The sequence below is a fragment of the Actinacidiphila sp. bgisy167 genome, assembly GCF_057707665.1.
The window spans coordinates 15,392-36,679 of sequence record NZ_JBYIQP010000042.1 but is presented as its reverse complement, the minus strand read 5'-3'; the positions used below and the strand labels follow the sequence as shown (position 1 = coordinate 36,679).

At 70.9% G+C, this 21,288-nt stretch carries 17 protein-coding genes and 1 pseudogene; 9 read left to right on the top strand and 9 right to left on the bottom strand.

Annotated features, from left to right (window positions below):
- Positions 1-589: 589 nt before the first annotated feature.
- A complete protein-coding gene (locus tag AC3ET4_RS17615; protein WP_488175943.1) occupies positions 590-802 on the top strand; it encodes a hypothetical protein in 213 nt (70 codons plus the stop codon).
- Positions 799-1,383: a P-loop nucleotide/nucleoside kinase family protein gene (locus tag AC3ET4_RS17610; protein ID WP_431950341.1), complete on the top strand. Its 585-nt coding sequence runs from the start codon at positions 799-801 to the stop codon at positions 1,381-1,383. The genes AC3ET4_RS17615 and AC3ET4_RS17610 overlap by 4 nt, the downstream gene beginning before the upstream one ends.
- 204 nt (positions 1,384-1,587) lie before the next feature.
- Here the strand turns inward: AC3ET4_RS17610 and AC3ET4_RS17605 are convergent, their stop codons facing one another.
- The 3 genes from AC3ET4_RS17605 to AC3ET4_RS17595 form a co-directional block, all read right to left on the bottom strand.
- Complete coding sequence (locus AC3ET4_RS17605) at positions 1,588-2,151, bottom strand: DinB family protein (RefSeq protein ID WP_431950339.1); 564 nt, start codon at positions 2,149-2,151, stop codon at positions 1,588-1,590.
- 63 nt (positions 2,152-2,214) lie between these two features.
- Positions 2,215-2,835, bottom strand: a complete 621-nt coding sequence (locus AC3ET4_RS17600) for an L-threonylcarbamoyladenylate synthase (protein ID WP_431950337.1) — start codon at positions 2,833-2,835, stop codon at positions 2,215-2,217.
- 102 nt (positions 2,836-2,937) lie between these two features.
- Positions 2,938-3,738 carry a phosphotransferase gene (locus tag AC3ET4_RS17595; RefSeq protein WP_431950335.1) on the bottom strand — a complete coding sequence of 267 codons (801 nt, stop codon included), beginning with the start codon at positions 3,736-3,738 and terminating at the stop codon, positions 2,938-2,940.
- Between the two features lie 116 nt (positions 3,739-3,854).
- On the opposite strand from AC3ET4_RS17595, the gene AC3ET4_RS17590 reads away from it, so the two are divergent.
- Complete coding sequence (locus AC3ET4_RS17590; protein WP_431950333.1) at positions 3,855-4,466, top strand: PadR family transcriptional regulator; 612 nt, start codon at positions 3,855-3,857, stop codon at positions 4,464-4,466.
- Positions 4,467-4,632: 166 nt separating this feature from the next.
- On the opposite strand, the gene AC3ET4_RS17585 is transcribed toward AC3ET4_RS17590, so the two are convergent.
- Positions 4,633-5,928: a ThuA domain-containing protein gene (locus AC3ET4_RS17585; RefSeq protein ID WP_431950374.1), complete on the bottom strand. Its 1,296-nt coding sequence runs from the start codon at positions 5,926-5,928 to the stop codon at positions 4,633-4,635.
- A 622-nt stretch (positions 5,929-6,550) separates the two neighbouring features.
- Here AC3ET4_RS17585 and AC3ET4_RS17580 point away from each other — a divergent pair.
- The 5 genes from AC3ET4_RS17580 to AC3ET4_RS17560 all read left to right on the top strand — a co-directional run bounded on the left by AC3ET4_RS17580 (position 6,551) and on the right by AC3ET4_RS17560 (position 14,073).
- Entirely contained in the window at positions 6,551-8,782 is a 2,232-nt protein-coding gene (locus tag AC3ET4_RS17580) for an RICIN domain-containing protein (RefSeq protein ID WP_431950331.1), read from the top strand.
- A 146-nt stretch (positions 8,783-8,928) separates the two neighbouring features.
- Positions 8,929-10,356 (top strand): RICIN domain-containing protein, encoded by a 1,428-nt coding sequence (locus tag AC3ET4_RS17575; RefSeq protein ID WP_431950329.1) that lies wholly within the window; start codon positions 8,929-8,931, stop codon positions 10,354-10,356.
- Between the two features lie 71 nt (positions 10,357-10,427).
- Positions 10,428-11,123, top strand: coding sequence for a pyridoxine/pyridoxamine 5'-phosphate oxidase (locus tag AC3ET4_RS17570; protein ID WP_431950327.1), 696 nt, complete (start codon positions 10,428-10,430; stop codon positions 11,121-11,123).
- 169 nt (positions 11,124-11,292) lie between these two features.
- Positions 11,293-12,270, top strand: a complete 978-nt coding sequence (locus AC3ET4_RS17565; RefSeq protein ID WP_431950325.1) for an EamA family transporter — start codon at positions 11,293-11,295, stop codon at positions 12,268-12,270.
- Between the two features lie 288 nt (positions 12,271-12,558).
- Positions 12,559-14,073, top strand: coding sequence for an FG-GAP repeat protein (locus AC3ET4_RS17560; RefSeq protein WP_431950323.1), 1,515 nt, complete (start codon positions 12,559-12,561; stop codon positions 14,071-14,073).
- Between the two features lie 265 nt (positions 14,074-14,338).
- Here AC3ET4_RS17560 and AC3ET4_RS17555 read toward each other — a convergent pair whose 3' ends face one another.
- From AC3ET4_RS17555 to AC3ET4_RS17535, 5 genes and pseudogenes are all read right to left on the bottom strand, one after another.
- Positions 14,339-14,542 carry a hypothetical protein gene (locus AC3ET4_RS17555; RefSeq protein WP_431950321.1) on the bottom strand — a complete coding sequence of 68 codons (204 nt, stop codon included), beginning with the start codon at positions 14,540-14,542 and terminating at the stop codon, positions 14,339-14,341.
- Between the two features lie 144 nt (positions 14,543-14,686).
- Entirely contained in the window at positions 14,687-17,722 is a 3,036-nt protein-coding gene (locus AC3ET4_RS17550) for a ricin-type beta-trefoil lectin domain protein (RefSeq protein ID WP_431950372.1), read from the bottom strand.
- Between the two features lie 230 nt (positions 17,723-17,952).
- Positions 17,953-18,063 (bottom strand): annotated as a pseudogene (locus AC3ET4_RS17545) (IS982 family transposase); the annotation flags it as partial.
- Between the two features lie 527 nt (positions 18,064-18,590).
- On the bottom strand, positions 18,591-19,229 hold the full coding sequence (locus tag AC3ET4_RS17540) for an FMN-binding negative transcriptional regulator (protein WP_431950319.1): 639 nt from the start codon (positions 19,227-19,229) through the stop codon (positions 18,591-18,593).
- Between the two features lie 13 nt (positions 19,230-19,242).
- On the bottom strand, positions 19,243-19,914 hold the full coding sequence (locus AC3ET4_RS17535; RefSeq protein WP_431950317.1) for a pyridoxamine 5'-phosphate oxidase family protein: 672 nt from the start codon (positions 19,912-19,914) through the stop codon (positions 19,243-19,245).
- A 26-nt stretch (positions 19,915-19,940) separates the two neighbouring features.
- Between AC3ET4_RS17535 and AC3ET4_RS17530 the strand changes: the two genes are divergently transcribed.
- The gene (locus tag AC3ET4_RS17530; RefSeq protein ID WP_431950314.1) at positions 19,941-21,281 is read left to right on the top strand and encodes an aminotransferase class I/II-fold pyridoxal phosphate-dependent enzyme; all 1,341 of its coding nucleotides are present in this window, start codon (positions 19,941-19,943) and stop codon (positions 21,279-21,281) included.
- The last annotated feature ends 7 nt before the right edge of the window (positions 21,282-21,288 follow it).

Genomic DNA, 21,288 nt, shown 5'->3' with positions numbered 1-21,288 from the left:
TCCGAGCGAGCGATCCGGATGGGGTGGGTGGGGCTGTCCGGCATCGGGTACAGGTGCCTGCTACTCGCAGTCTTTTACCTCGGCGCCGCTCATGCCAGTCGGCCCGGCGACACCCTCGGTGAGACGGCATCGTCGGGACGTGATAAGGCCTGGTGGCGGGGTGTGCGGGGCCCTCGTCGGCAGTGCCCGGCCGTGGGTCACGCCGGGCGCCGCATGCCACGGCGGGCGGTGGGTCGCGCCAGCGCGCGCGTGGGGGGCTTGTGCCCGGCACCTCGGTCGACGCAGAACGCGACGACCTTTGGCTGTACATCGTTGTCCTGCCGGACGACGGCGGCCGCCCGCTGGTCGCACGGGGCCACGCGCCCCCCACCCGTAGGGTCACGGCCCCACCGCCGAAGGGTCTATGAGGGCTTCGACTTCGGTTCGGGCGCAGGCGAAGGCGCGGGGACAGCCCACGGAGCAATGTTCAAGACCTGTGGATCGGCTCCGGGAGGAACGCGGAGGGCGTACCTTCCCGAATGATCCGCCGATGGCCATCGAGTAGGCCGACGTTGCAGCGTCGGCCGGGAAGGCACGCCCTGTGCACACCGTGGTCGACGAAGACGGCACCACGCGAGGCGGCTCCCTGCTGGACGAGGTCGTCCGCGAGGGCGCCCGGCGGATGCCGGCCGCCGCGCTGGAGGCTGAGATCAGCTCCTGCATAGCCAAGTTGGCGAACGAGAAGGACGAGACGGGTGGCCGCGCTGGTGCCCGCTTCGAACACGGCCGGCTCGTCGAGCGCCCTGAGGCGGCGGCGGTATGACCGGTCCCCTCGCGGTTCTGGTCAACGGGCTTCCCGGCGCGGGGAAGACGACCCTGGCCCGCACCCTGTCCCGTCACCTGAGGCTGCCGCTGTTCTGCAAAGACGTGATCAAGGAGGCCCACGCCGATGTCCTGGGGGCGGAAAGGGCCGACTCGCCGCAACGACGCTGGAACGCCTCACTCGGCGCTGCCGCCAGCGAGACGATGTGGGCGCTGCTGGCGGACGCACCTGCCGGCGCCGTCCTGGAATCCTGCTGGTCGACCGACTCTCGCGGCTTCGTCCTGCGGGGCCTGAACCGCGCCGACAATCCAGCTGTCGTGGAGATCTGGTGCGACGTCCCGCTGGAGACCGCCCGACGTCGCTTCGAAGCCCGGCATCCACGCCATCCGATCCACGGAGACCTGCTTACGGACGACGACTGGGAGCGCTGGCGACGCACGGCACTGCCACTCCAGGTCGGCCCGACCCTGCATGTCGACACCACCCGGCCGGTCGACCCCGGCACCGTCGTCGCGTGGGTCCGAGCAGTGAGCCGCGGTCATTCCGGTGACGGCCCGAACAACACGGCCGACGGGGCTTGACAATGCGCGGGGAGGCCTGCCCGAACCGAACCCACGGGGGCCCCTCCGGTCCTTCTCCTCCCGATCTGCAGCAGGGCACGTCAGTTCGTGACGGACCCTCCTGCAGATCGAGGTGAGAGACCGTGAGGCCTCTCGGCGGCAGCAGCCGTGGAGCGTCACGGAGTCCACGTAGGTCTCCGAAACCCGATCGCCGGTTGTCGAACGTCATGTGCGGTGCGGGACGGTTCCGTCCTGCCAACGGTAGAGGTCACGCAGCAGGGAAATCTCGCCGCCGTGATGGATCAGCTCCCTGTTGACGTGCAGGATTCTGTTCTCCATGGGGAACCGCTCGGGACCTACCATGGGCGGATTGTCCAGATCAGCGTCCGAGAGCGTGCGGACCCCCGCGTTCCATCTCCCGTACATCTCATCGAGCTGTCTCAGCGCCTCGTCAGCGGTTCCCGCGTAGGCGAATGTCCGGGAGTCGACGTCCTGGCCGCCGAAGTACCATCCGACCCGATAGCCCAGGCACGAGACGATGATGTGCGCCAGCCGCCAGGCAATCGTGGTCACCGGTGCCGGCGCCGGGTCAGGGGACGCATAGTCCATCGTCCACTTGTCCGACCCTGCCGACATCGGTGCGGCCGACGAGCCACGTGGGCGAATGCTCCAGCAGTCGCGCACCGGCTCCCAGAAGTACTCCTCGTCGGTAAGGCCGTCCAGCCGTGGCCGCAGGTTCTTGCGCCAGTACCAGTCCAACTGCTCCGCGAGCCGCTCGCTTCGTGTCATTGAGGCACACTACAGACGAGGTTGAGTCGAGACTCAGGCCAGGTGGTGACCGGCCTCGTGGCCTCACTCGAATCGCGAGGTGTCTCCCGCGCCCCGCCGTACGATCTCTGCCACGCCGCCGGAGAAGTCGATCACCGTCGTCGGCTCGGTGCCGCAGTCCCCGGAGTCGACCACGGCATCCACCACGTGATCGAGCCGATCCTTGATCTCCCAGCCCTGAGTCATCGGCTCCTCCTCGTCAGGCAGCAGCAGTGTGCTGGACAGCAGCGGCTCGCCCATTTCGGCCAGCAATGCCTGGGTGACCACATGGTCCGGGATGCGCACACCCACGGTCTTCTTCTTCGGGTGCAGCAGCTTGCGCGGCACCTCACGGGTGGCCGGGAGGATGAAGGTGTAGCTGCCGGGCGTGGACGCCTTCACGGCCCGGAACACGTCATTGTCCACCTGCACGAACTGGCCCAACTGCGCGAAATCCCGGCACATCAGCGTGAAGTGGTGCCGGTCGTCGAGGTGGCGGATCGAACGGATCCGGTCCATGCCGTCCCTGCTGCCCAGCCGGCAGCCCAGCGCGTAACAGGAGTCGGTGAGGTATGCGATGAGTCCTCCCGACCGCACCGCGTCGGCGACCTGGGCGATGCTGCGCGGCTGGGGGTTCTCGGGGTGCACGTCGAAGTACTTCGCCATCTGCCGAGCTTATGCCGTAACCGGGTGTCGCACGCACGGGGCCGCGCCCCGTCGTCGCAACTACCGCTTCGGACACGGACAAGGGTCGAACGTCCGGGCCGGTCAATCCAGCAGGCCAGCCGTGAACGTCTGACGATGGTCCACCAGCCAGGCCTGCATGCGGTCCCAGCGTTCCCATCCACCACGGTCGGCCAATGCCCGGAGATAGACGAGGTCTCCGCCGGCCGCACGGTGGGCGACGAAGGCCCGGCAGACCTCCGTGGCCTGCTCGATGACGCCGGGCAGCTCGGCGCGGTCCTGTGCCGAGAGGCCGTAGCCGTCGGCAAGAATCCGCAGCCGTGCGGCCGCATCCAGCCCGTGGGGATGGAGAGCGGCCGCAGACTCGGGATCAAGCATGGGCACCCAATAACGGGCGGTCATGGCGATGTCCCAAAGGGCACGGCCCGGGGCCGCCAAGTCGAAATCGATCAGTGCCACGGCACGACCGTCACGGAAGACGACGTTCTCCGGGCACACATCGTTGTGGCACAACATCCTTCCCCCTTCCGGGTCGGCGAGGTCCGGGGGCCACTCGGCGCGGGTGTCGACCGCGACGGCCGCGCTGGACTCATGCAGACGCCGCAGCAGGCTGCCCACCGATCCGAGGGCAGAACTCGTCATCGCCCAGTCCGGGAACGGGGGTAGAGCCACGTCGCCAGGGATGAAAGTCAGCTGCTCACGGCCATCCGAGGTGAGACCGACAGGGGTCGGCGCCGCGTCGAAGCCGTGCTCCTTCAGCGCACTGAGATAGGCATGGAGGGCGCGCGCGTTGCGCGGTGCCGGTCGCTCCACCAACTCCCCTCGGCGGAAGACCGCCCCCGCGTTCGCCATTCCGCGGGTCAGCGCCTCGTCTTCAGCCGTCATGAGAATCACGCTATCGCCAGACCGACTGACAGGGGGCGACCCAGCCTTGTTGTGGGATCGGTTCCGATATATCGTTGGAGCATCGTGACCGTACGGCGATGGAAGGAGCGTAAGCAATGCGTTCCCGTGGACACGGACACTTCGGGCCGGGCCATCGCGGCCGCGGCGACCATGAACAGGAGGGGCGGCGCGCGGCGTTCGGCCCGTTCGGACCGCCGTTCGGCGGGGGGCCCTGGGGTCCCGGGCCGTGGCACGGCGGGCGGGGCGGCAGGGGAGGCCCGCGCGGACGGGCGCGGCGCGGCGACGTGCGTGCCTCGATCCTGGCGCTGCTCTCCGACCGGCCGATGCACGGCTACGAGATGATCCAGGAGATCGCCGAGCGCAGCGGCGGCGCGTGGAAGCCGAGCCCCGGCTCGGTCTACCCGACGCTGCAACTGCTCGAGGACGAGGGTTTGATCAGCAGCGCGTCGGAGGGCGGCAAGAAGCTCTTCACGCTCACCGAGGCCGGGCGCGGCGAAGCCGAGGCGGGGCCGGACGCCCCCTGGGAGGAGGCCGGGCGCGGCATCGACTGGGAGGCCATGAACGAGATCCGCAAGGCGGGCGCCGGTCTGGTCGACGCCTTCCGGCAGGTCTGGGCGACCGGTACGCCCGAGCAGCGCGACAAGGCGCTGGCCGTGGTCAACGAGGCCCGCAAGAAGCTCTACCTGATTCTCGCGGACGAGGACTGAGCCCCGCGAGGCGCCGTCGGCTCTGACACGCGGGTCTGGGCCGACGGCGTTTCTTGGTATGGCCGAAGCCCGTGGTCCGGGCGGCATGGGCCCTCGAGGCGCGTCGCCGGCGCCTGAGGTGCCGGGCCGCCCCGGAGCGGGGCGGCCCGGGATCCCGTCGCCCGGGTCAGGGACGGACGACGAGCTGGAAGGACTGCGCTGCCGAGCCGTCGCAGGTGCGCTGGACCAATGGGGTGCCGCTCGGGTCGCCGGTAGGGGCGGTGAGGCACTTGCCGCTGTGGCGGGCGGTGAAGTGGTAGCGCCCGCCGGACTCGGCGACGGGCAGCCACTGCTGGTTGCCGCCGCCGCCGTACGTCCACAGCTGGAGCGGGGCGTTGTCGGCGGTGGAGACGTCCGTGACGTCCACGGCCTTCGTCGTGTCGTTGCGGGCGGCCAGCCGTGTGTAGCCGCTGTCCGTGGCCAGCACGCGGAAGTCCTGCGCGGTGGTGGAGTTGCAGGTGTACTGCTGGATGACGGTGCCGTTGGCCGTGGCGGCGGCGCGGGCGTCCACGCAGCGGCCGCTGCCGGCGTTGACCAGGGAGTACCAGGACGTTCCGGAGATCGGGTCGGTGGGGGCCGGGCCGCCCGTGGAGCCGGTGCCGAGCCAGGTGAGTCCGTCGAGGAGGAAGGTGTTCTGGGTGGCGCTGGCGAAGGTCGACGACAGGCCGGTGTTCGTGTTGTAGTTCATGGCGTTGTGGCCGAAGTTGGCGTACAGCATGCGGTAGTTGGTGTTGGTCCACAGGATCGGGTAGTAGCCGCTGTACCACGTCTGGTTGGGGTCGGTTCCCAGGGGGAAGCCGGCCGGGTCGACGGACGCCAGGATGTCGATGTCCGGGTTCGCGCGCAGGTCGTTGCTCCAGCTGTACCACTCGCTCACCGACGAGGTGAACGTCGCGGGCAGGTGCGAGGTGGCGGGGTGGGAGCGGTCCTCGACGCGGAGCAGGGCGGTCGTCGGTCCCCAGGTGTTGGAGCGGAAGTTACCGCTGCCGAGGAACTGGTTGTAGAACCAGGGCCAGTTCTGCGCGCTGTCGGTCCAGGCCGAGACGTGGAAGCCCATCCAGCCGCCTCCGCCGCGCATGTACGCCTCGAAGCCGGCGCGCTGGGCGGCGCTCTTCGGGGCGTCGTCGAGGAAGAGGACGACCTGGTACTGCTTGAGCGCGTTGGCGTCGGTCAGCAGGTTCCAGTTGGTCGTCGAGGTGTACGTGAAGCCGTTGGCGGCTCCGGCTTGCGGGAACCACTGGTTGGCTTCCTTGACGAAGTCGATGTGGGCCGCGTCCCAGGTGCCGTTGTAGAACGCCAGCACCTTGAAGGGGGCGGCGGCGGGCGCCGGGGTGGCGGGTGCCGCGACGACGCCCAGGAGGACCGCGAGCAGCAGTAACAGGCGGGAGGCGACGCGCCTTACGGCGCTCGGGGCACGGGTCATGAGGCTCATGGGGGGAGGTCCTTCCCGGTCGGCGGACGCGGTGGGGTGCCGGTGGGGGAGCGTGGAGCCGTGCGGTGAGACGAGGGGAGGCCTTCTTTCCACTCGTGATTTAAGGAAGAAAAGAAGGGCGTCGTCAAGGCTTTGGTACAGACCAGTCGTGGCCATCGAACAGGGGCCTGCGCCCAGCGGCGACGCCCGACGGCGGCTCGGAGCCTCAGGCCCCGAGCCGCCGGTCCCCGGCAGCCGCAGCGGTGGGGCGGCCGGTCCGCCGGGGTGCGTTCACCTGGTGTGACCTGCGGTGTCGCATCCCGCCCAGTCGGCCTTTCCGTACGGCCGCCGACTGCCCGAACACCCCTGCGGACATCCGGGGCGAGGCGGCGCCGCCCATCCGGGGTGTGACGGGTCCCATCGTGCGACCTCTTGACGCGTCCGCTACAAAAGCCTAACTTCACGCCGTGAAGAAAGGGCGCACCGCCCTTTGAGCTGCTGTCGCATACATGGCCAGGCGCCTGCGCCCGGCCGTCCCCCACCTTCGTCATGCCTTCGCGGTATGCCGTCGCACGCTTCGGCATGCCCGCTCACACCCCCACGGCGCCGCGCCCCGCGCGGCACAGGAGTCTTCATGGGAATCCTCGGATCGCCGCCCCGCGGCGTCCCCGGACGCGGCCGGGCCCGGCGCCGCGTCGTACCGCTCGCCCTGGGCGCGCTCTTGGCCTCGGGCCTGTCCGTCGTCGTGCTGACCGCCCCGCAGGCCCAGGCCGCCACCCTCCCCACCGGCTGGGTGACGGTCGCCGCCAAGCACAGCGGCAAGTGCGTCGACGCCGCCGCCGCGGGCACCGCCGACGGCACCGCGGTCCAGCAGTACGCGTGCAACGGGACCGCCGCGCAGCAGTGGCGGTTCCAGCCGACCAGCGACGGCTACGTCCGCGTCGACAACCGCAACGACGCGAGCAAGGTCTGGGACGTCACTGACGTCTCCGCCGCCGACGGAGCGCCCGTCCAGCTCTGGTCGTACTCGAACGGCGCCAACCAGCAGTGGCTGCCGGTCGAGGAGGCCGGCGGGACCTACCACTTCGTGAACCGCAACAGCGGCAAGTGCCTCGACGTGCCCGGCGCCTCCACCGCCGACAGCGCCCGCATCCAGCAGTTCACCTGCAACGGCACCGCCGCGCAGTCCTTCAGCCTGGGCTCCGTCGACGCGCCGCAGAACCCGCCCGGCACCCCCGATCTCGGCCCGAACGTCTCGGTCTTCGACCCGTCGATGTCCTCGGCCGCCATCCAGAGCCGCCTCAACCAGGTCTTCGGCCAGCAGGAGTCCAACCAGTTCGGGTCCCAGCGCTACGCCCTGCTCTTCAAGCCCGGCAGCTACAGCGTCGACGCCAACGTCGGCTTCTACACGCAGGTCGCGGGTCTCGGCCTGTCGCCGGACGACGTGACGATCAACGGCGCCGTCCACGCCGAGGCCGACTGGTTCCAGGGCAACGCCACCCAGAACTTCTGGCGCTCGGCCGAGAACCTGTCCGTCAACCCCTCCGGCGGCACCGACCGATGGGCCGTCTCCCAGGCGGCCCCGTACCGCCGGATGCACGTCCGCGGCAACCTGCAGCTGGACGACGGCGGCTGGTCCAGCGGCGGTCTGATCGCCGACTCCAGGATCGACGGCCAGGTGCGCTCCGGCTCGCAGCAGCAGTGGCTGTCGCGGAACAGCCAGTGGGGCAGCTGGACCGGCTCCAACTGGAACATGGTCTTCGTCGGTGATGTGGGCGCGCCCGCGAACAGCTTTCCCAACCCGCCCTACACCACCGTCGCGCAGTCCCCGGTGACCCGGGAGAAGCCGTTCCTGTACGTCGACTCGGCCGGGGCCTGGAAGGTCTTCGTCCCGTCGCTGCGCACCAACACGCAGGGGACGACCTGGGCCGGCGGCAACCCGGCGGGCAGCTCGCTGCCGCTCGACCAGTTCTTCGTCGTCAAGCCCGGCGCCACCGCCACCGACATCAACGGCGCGCTGGGGCAGGGCAAGAACCTGCTGTTCACGCCAGGCGTCTACCACCTCAACCAGACGCTGAACGTCAACCGCGCCGGCACCGTCGTCCTGGGTCTGGGCCTGGCGACCCTCGTCCCGGACAACGGCATCACCGCGGTGAACGTCGCGGACGTCGACGGCGTCAAGATCGCCGGACTGCTCATCGACGCGGGCACCGCCAACTCGCAGACGCTGATGCAGGTCGGCCCCGCCGCCTCGGCCGCACGGCACACCACCGACCCGACCTCGCTGCACGACGTCTTCTTCCGCATCGGCGGGGCGGGCGTCGGCAAGGCGACGCAGAGCCTGGTGGTCAACAGCTCGGACGTCATCGGCGACCACCTGTGGCTGTGGCGCGCAGACCACGGCAGCGGGGTGGGCTGGAACACCAACACCGCCGCCAACGGACTGATCGTGAACGGCACGAACGTGACGATGTACGGGCTGTTCGTGGAGCACTACCAGCAGCACCAGGTGATCTGGAACGGCAACGGCGGCCGCACCTACTTCTTCCAGAACGAGATGCCGTACGACCCGCCCAACCAGGCCGCCTGGATGAACGGCTCCACGCGCGGCTACGACGCGTACAAGGTCAGCCCCTCGGTGACCAGCCACGAAGCCTGGGGCCTGGGCAGTTACTGCTACTTCAACGTCAACCCGTCCGTCGTCGCCGACCGGGCGTTCGAAGCCCCCGCGGTGTCCGGGGTCCGCTTCCACAGCATGGTGACGGTCTCCCTCGGAGGCACGGGCACCATCAGCCGCGTCATCAACAACAGCGGAGGCCCGTCCAACTCCGCGACCAACGTGGCCAACCTCGTCTCCGGTCCCTGACGACCGGACGACGACGCGCGGGACCCGCCGCCGGGCTTGCCGGCCGGCGGCGGCCCCGCGCCCACACCACCCCCGCCGGCCGCTCCCAGCGGCCTGTCCCCCCACACCCCGCGCCGCCCCGGTGGCGCACACGAAGGAGCCGTCCCGTGCTGAAATCCGCCGTCAGAGCCCTCACCGCGGCCCCGGCCGTCCTGGCGCTGGCCGCCACCGCCGTCGTCGCCACCGGCGGCACCGCGAGCGCCGCCGCCAACCCCGGCCCCGGATTCCCCGCCCACTACGCCGCGCCCTACGTCGAGACCTGGAACTCGCCCTCGGCGATGACCGACGTCCGCAACGCGACGGGCCTGAAGTACTTCACCCTCGCCTTCGTCATCGACGGCGGCGGTTGCAACGCCCTGTTCAACGGCGAGACCTCCGTGACCGACGCCGGCTGGACCTCCGCGGTCAACTCCCTGCGGGCCGCGGGGGGCGACGTCATCGTCTCCTTCGGCGGCGCCTCCGGCACCGAGATCGGCCTGTCCTGTACGAGCGTGTCCGCGCTCAAGGCCCAGTACAAGAAGGTCGTCGACGCCCTGAACCTCACCCGGATCGATCTCGACATCGAAGGCGGCGCGCTCGGCAACACCGCGGCCAACGACCGCCGCAACAAGGCGCTCGCCCAGCTCCAGCAGGAGTACGCGGCCGCAGGCCGACGGCTCGACGTCCAGTACACCCTGCCCGCCATGCCCTACGGACTGGACGACAACGGGAAGAACCTGCTCTCCAACGCCAAGAGCAACGGGCTGAACGTCAACCTCGTCAACATCATGACGATGGACTACTACGACGGGACCCGTGACATGGGCAAGGCGGCCACCGACGCCGCCACCGCCCTGCGCGGCCAGCTCGGCGCCATCTGGCCGGAGAAGTCCGACGCCCAGTTGTGGGCGATGGAGGGCAACACCCCGATGATCGGGGTCAACGACGACACCAGCGAGATCTTCACCACCGGCAACGCCGCCACGCTCGCCGCCTTCGCCACGTCCAAGGGCATCCAGGAACTCGCCTTCTGGGCGATCGGACGTGACAAGGCCTGCGCCACCAACGGGCAGCTCTCCGACAACTGCAGCGGCACCCCGCAGAGCGCCTGGCAGTTCTCGTCCGTGTTCAACACCGTGACCGGCGGCGGCACCACGCCGCCGCCCACCGGCTCCACCGGCCAGGTGACCGGCCTCGGCGGCAAGTGCGTCGACGTCGCCGCCGCGAGCAGCGCCAACGGCACCGCCGTCCAGATGTACGACTGCAACGGCACCGCCGCCCAGCAGTGGACGGTCGGCACCGACGGCACCCTGCGCGCCCTCGGCAAGTGCATGGACATCACTGCCGCCGGCACCGCCAACGGCACCAAGGTCCAGTTGTACGACTGCAACGGCACCGGAGCCCAGGTCTGGCAGCGCGGCAGCGGGGACAGCCTGGTGAACCCCGCCTCCGGCAAGTGCCTGGACGTCACCGACAAGTCCACCGCCAACGGCGCCCGGCTGCAGATCTGGTCCTGCACCGGCGCCACCAACCAGCAGTTCCGCCTCCCGGCCTGACGGGCCCCACCGCCGCCGTCCGGTGCGCCGCGCATCCGACGCACCGGACGGCCGCGTGCCAGGATCGGGACGTGACTGACGACCTGGCCCCTGTGACCGCCGAAGCCCTCCGGGAGCGCATGCGCTCCGCGCCCGTCCTCGCCGGACCCCTGCCCGCCTTCGATCCCGCCGCCGCCGGACCGGAACCAGGGCCGCTGTTCGCCCGCTGGCTGGCGTACGCCCTCGACGACGGCGTCCCCGAGCCGCACGCGATGACCCTCAGCACGGCGGGCGCCGACGGCCGCCCCTCGGCCCGGGTGCTCATGCTGCGCGGCGTCGACCTCGGCCTGCCCGCCTTCCACTTCGCCTCCGACGCGGCCAGCCGCAAGGGCCGCGACCTGGCGGACCGCCCCTACGCCGCGCTCAGCTGGTACTGGCCGCGGCACGGCCGGCAGATCCGGGTGACCGGACCGGTCGAGGCCCTGGACCGGTCCGCCGCCCGCCAGGACTTCCTCGGCCGCCGCGAAGTCTCCCGTGTGGCGGGCTTCACGGGCGTGACGAGCGCCCCGCTGGAGAGCCGCCGTGCCTACGAGGAGGCGCGGCGCGAGGCCGCCGAGCACGTCGCCGCCCACCCCGACGACGTGCCGCGGGGCCACACCGTCTACCGCCTGGTCGCCGACGAGGCCGAGTTCTGGCAGGCCGCCCCCGCCCAGGACCACGTCCGCCTCCTCTACACCCGCGACCCCGCCGCACCCGGCGGCTGGACGCGGGGACTGCTCTGGCCCTGAGGACTGCTGAGGCGTGACGGCAGACACCCCGGCCCACCCCCGAGCCGGACCCGGGCCGAGGGCCGAGGTCGGGGCCCGACCGGACGTCGGTGGTGGCGTGCGGAACGGTGGCGGGAGTGACAGCCACTACCTGGATGACGGTCCTGTCGCGAGCTGTCATCATGGCCCGATGCATGTCTCTCAGGGGAGGAACGCGGGGCTCTGGCTCGCGCTGGTTTCCGCGTTCGCGTTCGGCGGTTCGGGGGTGGTGGCCAAGCCGCTGATCGAGGCGGGGCTCGACCCGCTGCACGTGGTGTGGCTGCGCGTCGCCGGGGCGACCCTCGTCATGCTGCCCGTGGTGGTGCGGCACCGGTCGCTCCTGCTGCGCCGCCCGGGACTGCTGCTCGGCTTCGGCCTGCTCGGCGTCGCGGGCGTCCAGACCCTCTACTTCGCGGCGATCTCCCGCATCCCGGTCGGCGTCGCGATCCTGGTGGAGTTCCTCGGCCCGGCGCTGTTGCTGGGCTGGGTGCGCTTCGTCCAGCGCAAGGCGGTCAGCAGGGCCGCCGCGATCGGGGTCGTGCTGGCCGTCGGCGGCATGGCCGCGGTGGTCGAGGTGTGGTCGGGGCTCGCCTTCGACCCTCTGGGCCTGGCCCTCGCCTTCGGCGCCGCGTGCTGCCAGGTCAGCTACTTCGTGCTGGCCGACCACGGCAGCGACGGCGACGACGCCCCCGACCCGGTCGCCGTCATCGCGTACGGCCTGACGATCGGCGCCGTCGTGCTGACGGCGGTCTCCCGCCCGTGGTCGATGGACTGGTCGGCGCTCACCCGGCAGGCGGCCCTCGGCGATGCCGACGTGCCCGCCATCCTGCTCGTCGGCTGGGTGGTGCTGGTGGCGACGGTGCTCGCCTATCTCACCGGCGTGGTCTCCGTGCGGCGGTTGTCGCCGCAGGTGGCCGGCGTCGTCGCCTGCCTGGAGGCGGTGGTCGGCACCGTCTTCGCGTGGGTGCTGCTGGGCGAACACCTCGGCACGCCGCAGATCGTCGGCGGCACGCTCGTGCTGGCGGGGGCCTTCGTCGCCCAGAGCGCCAAGAAGCAGGGCACGAGCACGGTGGTGGCAACGAGCCCTGCGGACACGGGGGCTGCCGCGCCCGCGGCACACCAGATGTGAACGGGTGCCTTCACGTCGTACCGCACACCCGTGTGCGTGCGTCCGAGCGCTGCGACGGCCCGGGTCGTCCAGGTCGGCGCGGGCCGCGGGGGAGTGCGCACCGGCCCACCGAGAGAAGTCACCGGCACCACGAGGCCGGCCGGCCGTGCCCGACCGCGCCGTCTCCGTGTCGCGTTCCGCACAACCATTCCGTCCCACGGCGTGTCATACACCGCGCCGGACAAGGAAAACGGGCTCTTTCCGGACACCCCCGCACCGCCCGGTCGTACGTGAGCGAAGGAGCCGCTCATGCGCAAGAACCGTTCGGCTGCGGTCACCGCGGCGTCATTTCTCCTCATCACGGGTGCGGCCGTCGCCACCGCGCCCGCGTCCGTCGCCGGGACCCCCGGCGGCACCCACGCGAGCGACCGCAACCGGGACTTCAACGGCGACGGGTACGAGGACGTGCTGACCGGGGCGCCCGGCGCCACCGTGGGCGGCCGGTCCGGCGCCGGGGTCGTCACCGTGCAGTACGGCGGCCCCAAGGGGGTCACCACCAGCGCCAGGGTCTTCAGCCAGAACACCTCCGGTGTGCCCGGCGCCGCCGAGACCGGCGACGCCTTCGGCCGGGCCGTGGCGAGCGGCGACCTGGACGGGGACGGTTACGACGACGCCGTCGTCGGCATCCCCGGCGAGGACCTGAACGGCGTCGGGGCCGACGCGGGCGGCACCGTGATCCTATGGGGCTCGGCGAAGGGGCTGTCCGGCACCGCGAGCGAGTGGCTGCAGTCCGTCAGCCCCGCCAAGGGCGAGCGGTTCGGCACCGCACTGGCCGCGGGGCACTTCACCACCTACGTCCCGGGTGACCTGCTCGCCGTCATCGACACGGTGGGGCTCTCCGTCTACCAGTACGAGTCCGCGCCGCAGGCCGCGGCCCGCAAGGGCGGCGGCTCGTTCACGCCCTTCGAGGACCGGCGGCGCATGCCGCCCGCCCGGCAGGCCCAAGGGCCGGGCATCGCGCCGATGTCGCTGACCACCGGGGACTACGACGACAACGGCCTGGCCGACCTCGTCGTCTCCGGTGTCAGCCTGGGGAACGAGCCGGGCCACGGCTGGTCGTACGTCATCCTGAGCGACGACATCGATCCGCTGCCCGTCACCGCCCTGCGTGGCGGACCCGTCGTCGCCTCCGGCGACATCGACGGCGACGGTTTCGACGACCTTGTCACCGGCGAGCCGCAGAGCCCCGACGACGGCGGCGAGTTCGTGAACGGCGGCCTGGTGGGCGTCTACCACGGCAGCCGGGACGGACTGGTGGGCCAGGAGGGACCGGGCACCCCGCCGTACTGGTGGACGCAGGACAACCCCGGTGTGCCGGGCGTCGCCGAGCGCGGTGACGGCTTCGGCGCCGACCTGTCCGTCGGCGACGTCAACCGCGACGGGTACGCCGACGTGGCGATCGGCTCCCCCGGAGAGGACATCGGCAGCGTCGCCGACGCGGGGGCCGTGTGGGTGCTGCGCGGTTCGGCGAGGGGTCTGACCGCGACCGGTGTCCTGGACATCAACCAGAACACCGCGGGCGTCCCGGGCACCGCCGAGAAGGCCGACAGGTTCGGCGGGCAGGTCTCCTTCACCGACCCCAACCGCGACGGCTCCTACGGTCTGCTCGCCGGAGCCCCCGGCGAGAACACCGACGACGGCGTGGTGTGGGTGTTCTCGGCCGGGGCCGGCGGCCTCAAGCTGCCGGGGAGCTGGACGTACGGCGGCGGCTCGGTCGGCGCGCCCTACCAGAACGCCCGGTACGGCGCGGCGATGGACGACTAGACCAAGGCCGTGAAGTCGGTGGTTGGGCCGGGTTGTCAAGGGCCGGCGGGGCGAGGATTTCGATGCCGGTGGTGGCTTTGCAGCTGGTCCGGCCGATGTGGGCTCCTCGTGCCTGGTACGTGACAACCCAGCCTGAGCCATAAGTTCACGGCCTTGGCACTGGCACTACGATCGACCCGGCCGAGCTGACCGAGGACGAACGCCGACGCCTGGAGGCGGACTACCCGCGCAGAGTGTTCGCACACCTCGGCACGCGCGGCGTGCACTACGGCCCTTGGGACAGGCCCACGTCCCCCACTACCGCCAGGCCCTGGGGCGGGCCGCGCAGAGGATCGAGCATGGCACCGAGGCGGTCGAGGACGACGGGGAACATGGCCCGCTGCACGAGGGGGGTGAGCCGACGTACCGGCGGGCCCACGGTCGGGTGGAGTTCGTGGCCGGGTACGACGAGACCTCCGCCCGCGAGCACGCGGACGAGCGGGCGGCCACCGTCATCGACGGCGCCGGCCGCCCCATCGGCCGCGTGGTGGAGGCGGAACCGGCCGTCGGGCTCCGCACGCCATCAACGGCCGGTGGATACTGTGAACGCCGGAGGTGTCCGTGGCCGGGCCGGTCACGCGGCAGGCACGGTCCACTGCTGGTTGCTGCTTCCGGCGCAGTCCCATATCTGCAGCCGGGTGCCGTTGGCCGAGCTCGGGCCCGTCGCGTCCAGGCACCGCCCCGACTGGGGGTTGACCAGGGCGCGGCTGGAGCTGTTGTAGGTCCACTTCTGGGAGGCGCCGCCATTGCAGTCGCGCAACTCCGCCTTGGTCCCGTTGGCCGTGCCCGAGGCGGTGAGGTTGATGCACTTGCCCAGGGCCTGGACGGAGCCGTCGGCCGCCATCGTCCACTTCTGCGCGGCGGTGCTGTTGCAGTCGTACAGCTGCACGGCCGTTCCGTTGGCGCTGGAGCCGCCCGCCACGTCGACGCACTTGCCGCCGTACCCGGTGATCCGCCCGGTCGGCGCGGTGGTGCCGCCGCCGCCCGAGCCGCCGCTCGACGTGATGATGTACAGCGAATCGATCATGCCCAGCCCGGAGCCGTTGACCAGCTTGAAGGTGTGCTGACCGTTGCTGAGCCCGGTCTTCTCGAACACCACCTGTTGCACCTGCCTGGGGCCGGAGATCTTGAGATTGACGGTGCTCTGGAACACCCCGTCGATGTAGACGTCGACGGTCCCCTCGTCAACGTTCCTCTCCGACAGGTACCGGATACCCGTCCCGTTGAACGTGTAGGTCGCCACCGCACCCGGGATGACGGAGTAGTGGACGTCGTCGTTGAGGTCCCCGTCGATGCGGTTGCGCGCCCAGCTCCAGCCGGAGCCGTAGGTGAGGGCGTCGTCGTTGACCACCGGGCTGGGCGTCGGGTCCGGCGTCGGCGTGCCGCCGTCCGCACCGATGATGTACAGCGAGTCGATCATGCCCAGTCCGGAGCCGTTGACCAGCTTGAAGGTGTGCTGACCGTTGCTGAGCCCGGTCTTCTCGAACACCACCTGTTGCACCTGCCTGGGGCCGGACACCTTGAGGTCGACGGTCTTCTGGAACACCCCGTCGATGTAGACGTCGACAGTCCCTTCGTCGCCATTCCGCTCCGAGAGGTACCGGATTCCGGTCCCGGTGAAGGTATAGGCGGCGACCGCACCGGGGGTGAGGGTGTGATGGACGTCGTTGTTGAGGTCCCCGTCGATGCGGTTGACGGCGTGAACCCAGCTGCCGTCATAGGCGAGGGCGTCGTCGTTGACCACAGGAGACGAGTTCTGCCAGTTGTTGCTGCCGAGAGTGGGCGAGAAGTCGAGGGACCCGTTGACGAACGCGTAGGCCCCGGACCGCAGATTCTGCGCCACGTTGTCCGAGAAGGTCCCGGTGCCGATGACTCCCGAATTCACCCGGATTCCGTGCTCGCCCGGATTGTCGATCGTGTTGCCCTGGAACGTCACGTTCACATGGGTGCGATCGATGAGGACCGCCCCACGGAGAGCTCCGCGCAGAACATTGTTGGTCATGGTGACGTTCGTGTACGCGTTCGGGAACAGCGAGGAACTGCCCGGAGAGAAGATCCGCGCGCCGTACCCGACGCCGCTCCATCCGCCGCCGCCGATCAGCACGTTGCCGCTGATGGTGGCGGATTCCAGGGGTTGTCCGTGTTCACTGTAGATGCCGATTTCCATGGCGCTGATCTGAGAGACACTGTTCACCAGGTTGTTCATCACCTGGACGTTCTTCCCGCCGGCGACCCGGATGCCGTTGGCCCCCCAGGGCGCGACAGCAGTGTTGTTGAGGATCTTGGCGCCGTCGAGCTGGAGGGTCCCCTCGACGGAGTCGGCGAAGGTGGCGAACGCGTCGTCGCCCGTGCCGCGGGCGAAGCAGTTGCGGACGGTGACGTTGTCGCCGCGCCAGTCCGCGTTGTTGGAGTTGTTGATGTTGAATCCGTCGGCGTAGGAGTCGCTTGAGCGGCTGTTCTCCATGAGGCCGTTGCTGCCGGAGAGCCAGTTGGCCTGGATATGCCGCGTCCAGATCCGGTTCACGTGCCAGCCGAGCGCGCCGCTGGCCTTGACGCCGTAGTCCGCACCACCGCCCGCGCCCCGCCAGACGGCGTTCCCGTCGATCTGGATGTCGTTCAGCGTGGTCCCCGAGCCGACCAGGAGCTGTGAACGCCATCCTGCGGGAGTGGGGAGCGGAACCTTGCGGTAGAGCGTGGTGTACCACATGCCGGCGCCCTGAACCGTCACGCCGGTGAAGTCCAGCGAGAAGGAAGTCAGGCTGTTCGTCAGGTACTTCCCCGCCGGAATCCATACCGGCTTGCCCTGTGTCCGGGCGGCGTCCACCGTGTTCTGGATTGCGGCCGTCGAGTCCTTGGTGAAGGTCGGGTCCGCTCCGTAGCTGACGACGGACAGCGAACCGGCCGGCTGGGTCAGCGCCGGTCCGACGTCCTCCAGATCAACGGAGTCGACGTCGTAGACGGCGGCTGTGTTGGCGGAGTTTTTGCGGAGCGTGATGGTGCTGTTCGCGGGGATGGGGGAACCCGTGACCCAGACCGGGAAGTCGTTGTAGAAGTGGAAGGCCGTACCGCCGGCATTGGGGTCGTCCTGGTTGGGGTTGGTTCCCGGGTTGCGGTAGTTCCACGCCTGCACTGAACTCAGCGTGATCGCCTGACGGTACACGCCGTCCACGTACAGGTCCAAAGTGGCGGTGCTGCCACCTCCGGTCGCCGCATCGGGAATCGAGGCACGAACCACGAGAGTATTGGCCTGCTTGCCTGAACTGTTCCGTATCGTCACCGAATCGCCGGTGCTCTTCAACTCGGCCAGGGCGTAGCCGGATGCTTCGGTCTCCAGGGTGGCGACGGTGGGTACCGGATCTCCCGGCACGAGGTCGCGTATGCGTGCACCGCCGCCAAGCGTCCCGGATTCGGCTTCGACGGTCACGAAGGGCGTTGCGGCGCCGGCCGTCGGAACCTCCTGTGCGGCAGCAGTTGCGGCACCGGCCGCCGGAACCGACCGTGCAGCAGCATGTGCCTGGCTTCCGAGGGCAGGGGAAACAGCCAAAGCGGCGGCGATGAGCAACGTGGCTCCGCAGAATGAGGGTGAGACTCGTCGGGCTCTTCGGTGCATGTGTCCACCTCTTAGTCTTGGCGTGGTAAGACGGAGTGCGCGCCGCACTCCGTCGACTTGATCTACTGATCGGCTTGATCCGTGGGCTTGTTCCACTTGGGCAGCACAGTCGGGTGTGGCGATCAGCCTGGTTGTACCAGCCTTCGATGAATTCGAAGATCGCTGTGCGCACGGCTCCTTCACGGCTGGCCAGGCTGCTGTTTCAAGCAGGGCCGTGACCCCGAAAAGTTGCCTGGGCGGCGGGCGGTCAGCTGTGGTTCAACGGCCGGCAGGTCCAGTAAGGTCTCGCGCTCGTCGGCCTTGGCGCCGGTGAGTGCGAAGGCGACGGGGAGTCCGTGCAGGGGGAGCCGTCCCGGTAGCGGGCGAGGATGGGCATCGTGCGGCCCTTCTTGAGTCGGACCAGGACCTCGGCGCCGGTGGCGGCGATGTCGGCCACCAGGTTCTGGGCGGCGAAGTTGCGGTCGGCCAGCAGGGTCATCCCGGGCCGCAGGCTGGGCGGCAGGTGTGGGGCGTAGGTGGTCTCGCCCGAGGTGGTGGGTCCGAAGACGGTGTTGATGAGGGTGCGGGTGCCGCACGCGGCCAGGGTGAGCAGGCGCAGTCGGGGGTATCCGGTCCCGCGGTGGTTGCTGTTTGGTGAACCTGGTCAGGACGGCGGGGGTGTCGGGCACGGTCAGGGCGGTGGCGTCGAGCGCGACCACCAGCAGGCCGCGCCAACGGGTTCCTGCTTCCTGCGGGGTGGCGGCCGGGCCGCGCAGCAGGTGGAACAGCCACCGCAGCGGCTGTGGGCTCCGCTCCTCATGTCCGGGAAAGCGCAGCTCGACTACCCCCCGGACAACCCAGCCCGCGCCATGACTTCACGGCCTTGGTACTAGCCCGGCTGCCCGAGGCGGCGCAGCTGCTGGGTACGGGCGGCGTCGTCGCCCGGACCTCCCCGTTCGGCCAGCAGGCCGGTCACCCGCCACTGCGTCTCGCGCGGCTTGTTCCCGCCGAACTTGAACTTGGCGCGGACGTCGGTGACCTCCAGCCGCAGCCCGCGGATGCCCGGCAGCATCCGGCCGAACGGAGCCTCGCCCGGGACGACGGGGGCGTGGTCGCCGCGCGGCTGGAAGTGGGCGAGCTGACGGTGCAGCAGCTCCGCCTTCTCCTGGGGGTCGTCCACGAGGTGCGCCACGCAGACCAGTTGTACGGCGGCGTAGTAGCTGGTGGGGGTTCCGTGCTCGGGCGGGGTGCCCTCGGGGGCGTGCCAGGGGCCGGGGATGAAGGTGTAGTCGTCGACGACGCTCAGCGTCACCCGGGGGTGGGCCTCGATAGCGGCCCACAGCGGGTTGGGCCGGGCGAGGTGGGTGACGGCCTCGCGCCGTGCGGCGTCGTAGGCGAAGTGCAGCGGCTGGACGAACGGGGGCGCGTCGCCGAGGCCGTTGACGGCGAGCTGGCCGAAGTCGTGCGCGGCCAGCCAGTCCTGCCACTCGGCCTCGTCGGCGGGGGCGTCCCAGGGGTGTACGAGCATGCCTGCGGTCCTCTCAGCGCGCGGTGAGGTAGCCGGGGACGGCGATCGCCGGGTCCAGGCCGTCGGCGGGTTCGGGCCTTCCGTAGGCGCGGGTGACGGGCAGCACCCCCGTCCAGTGGGGGAGCGTCAGGTCCTCGGGGTCGTCGGAGGGCCCGCCGGTGCGTACCTTTGCGGAGACCTCGCGCAGGTCGAGGGCGATGACGGCGGTGGCGGCCAGTTCCCGGGCGTTGGCGGGGCGGCAGTCGCGGGCGCGGCCGGGCACGATGTGGTCGACGAGGGCGTCCAGGGCGGCGGAGCGCTCGGCGGGGTCGGTGACCTGGCGGGCCGTGCCGTGCACCACCACGGAGCGGTAGTTGACGGTGTGGTGGAAGGCGGAACGGGCCAGGACCAGCCCGTCCAGGTGCGTCACGGTCAGGCAGACCGCGAGCCCGGCGGCCTCGCCGGCGCCGCGCAGCGGAGGGGAGCCGGCGGAGCCGTGCACGTACAGCCTTTCGCCGACGCGGGCGTAGAGGGTCGGCAGCACGACGGGCGCCCCGTCGCGCACGAAGCCGAGGTGGCAGAGGTAGTCCGCGTCGAGGATCGCGTGCACCAGGTCGCGGTCGTACGAGGCGCGCTCGCGGCTGCGGGTCGGGACGGTGCGGTCGGTGGGAGCGTACGCGTCGGCAGCGGAGGGCGTGGCGGACATGGCGCGGTCCTTTGCACTAGTGCATAATGCTGTTTGTGCTAGGAGAGTACACGTTCACTGGCCGGGGCGCAGCGGAGATCGCGGCGAGCGTCGAACAGGCCGTCAGGGAAGGCGCGCTCGCCCCCGGCGCCGCGCTGCCGCCGCTGCGGGAGCTCGCCACCGGACTCGGCGTCAACCCGAACACCGTCGCCGCCGCCTACCGCCTGCTGCGCGACCGCGGCGTCATCGAGACGGCGGGACGCCGCGGCAGCCGGGTGCGGAGGCGTCCGGCGACCGCTCCGCGGGACGAGATTCGCCTGGAGGTGCCGCCCGGGGTCCGCGACCTGTCCACCGGCAACCCGGACACCGCGCTGCTGCCCGCCTTCGGCGAGGCGCTGGCCGAGGCCGCCGCCCGCAGCGCGCGGCAGCCCATGCTCTATGGGCAGGCGCCGGTCGAGGAGGAGCTCGCCGCCCTGGCGCGGGCCGCCTTCGATGCCGACGGGGTGCCGGCTGGCCCGGTCGGGCTGACCTCCGGTTCGCTCGACGCCATGGAGCGCGCGCTCACCGCCCACCTGCGGCCCGGCGACGCGGTGGCGGTGGAGGATCCCGGCTGGGGGAGCGTCTTCGACCTCGTCCCGGCCCTCGGACTGCGCGCCGTCCCGGTCGGCGTGGACGACGACGGCCCGCTGCCGCGCGAGGTGGAGGCGGCCCTGCGGCAGGGCGCACGGGCGCTGATCGTCACCGACCGCGGCCAGAACCCGACCGGTGCCGCGCTCGACGCGGCACGCGCCGGCGAACTGCGCGCGGTCCTCGGCGGCCACCCGCAGGTGCTCGTCATCGACGACGACCATGTGAGCGGCCTGACCGAGCTGCCGCTGCACCCGCTGGCCGGCAGTACCCGGCACTGGATGCTGGTCCGCTCCACGGCCAAGGCCTACGGCCCCGACCTGAGGCTGGCCGTCCTCACGGGCGACCCCGTCACCGTGGACCGGATCCGCGGCCGCTACCGGCTCGGGCCGGGCTGGGTCAGCCACCTGCTGCAGCACACCGTCGCCCATCTGTGGCGCACCGGCGCGGTCGACGTCGCGGCGGTCTCCGCCGCCTACGCCGCGCGCCGCGACACCCTGGTGCGGGCGCTGGCCGACCGCGGGGTCACGGCGTACGGCCGCAGCGGCATGAACGTCTGGGTCCCCGTGCCCGACGAGACCGGGGCCGTCGCCGGGCTGCTGCAGGCGGGCTGGGCCGTGGCTCCCGGCGCGCGCTTCCGCCTCGCATCACCGCCGGGCATCCGCGTCACCGTCTCGCCGGTCACGGTGGACGAGGTGCCGGCTCTGGCCGACGCGGTCGCCGCGGCGGTCCGCCCGCACCGCGCCGGGCGCTTCGGCTGACGGGAAA

What these genes read in the sequence shown, in the direction of transcription:
- AC3ET4_RS17535 (WP_431950317.1), bottom strand. Translation starts at nt 19,914, where the DNA reads ATGTCCGCCACGCCCTCCGCTGCCGACGCGTACGCTCCCACCGACCGC.
- AC3ET4_RS17560 (WP_431950323.1), top strand. Translation starts at nt 12,559, where the DNA reads ATGCGCAAGAACCGTTCGGCTGCGGTCACCGCGGCGTCATTTCTCCTC.
- AC3ET4_RS17565 (WP_431950325.1), top strand. Translation starts at nt 11,293, where the DNA reads ATGCATGTCTCTCAGGGGAGGAACGCGGGGCTCTGGCTCGCGCTGGTT.
- AC3ET4_RS17580 (WP_431950331.1), top strand. Translation starts at nt 6,551, where the DNA reads ATGGGAATCCTCGGATCGCCGCCCCGCGGCGTCCCCGGACGCGGCCGG.
- AC3ET4_RS17590 (WP_431950333.1), top strand. Translation starts at nt 3,855, where the DNA reads ATGCGTTCCCGTGGACACGGACACTTCGGGCCGGGCCATCGCGGCCGC.
- AC3ET4_RS17530 (WP_431950314.1), top strand. Translation starts at nt 19,941, where the DNA reads ATGCTGTTTGTGCTAGGAGAGTACACGTTCACTGGCCGGGGCGCAGCG.
- AC3ET4_RS17600 (WP_431950337.1), bottom strand. Translation starts at nt 2,835, where the DNA reads ATGGCGAAGTACTTCGACGTGCACCCCGAGAACCCCCAGCCGCGCAGC.
- AC3ET4_RS17595 (WP_431950335.1), bottom strand. Translation starts at nt 3,738, where the DNA reads ATGACGGCTGAAGACGAGGCGCTGACCCGCGGAATGGCGAACGCGGGG.
- AC3ET4_RS17585 (WP_431950374.1), bottom strand. Translation starts at nt 5,928, where the DNA reads ATGACCCGTGCCCCGAGCGCCGTAAGGCGCGTCGCCTCCCGCCTGTTA.
- AC3ET4_RS17605 (WP_431950339.1), bottom strand. Translation starts at nt 2,151, where the DNA reads ATGACACGAAGCGAGCGGCTCGCGGAGCAGTTGGACTGGTACTGGCGC.
- AC3ET4_RS17540 (WP_431950319.1), bottom strand. Translation starts at nt 19,229, where the DNA reads ATGCTCGTACACCCCTGGGACGCCCCCGCCGACGAGGCCGAGTGGCAG.
- AC3ET4_RS17550 (WP_431950372.1), bottom strand. Translation starts at nt 17,722, where the DNA reads ATGCACCGAAGAGCCCGACGAGTCTCACCCTCATTCTGCGGAGCCACG.
- AC3ET4_RS17610 (WP_431950341.1), top strand. Translation starts at nt 799, where the DNA reads ATGACCGGTCCCCTCGCGGTTCTGGTCAACGGGCTTCCCGGCGCGGGG.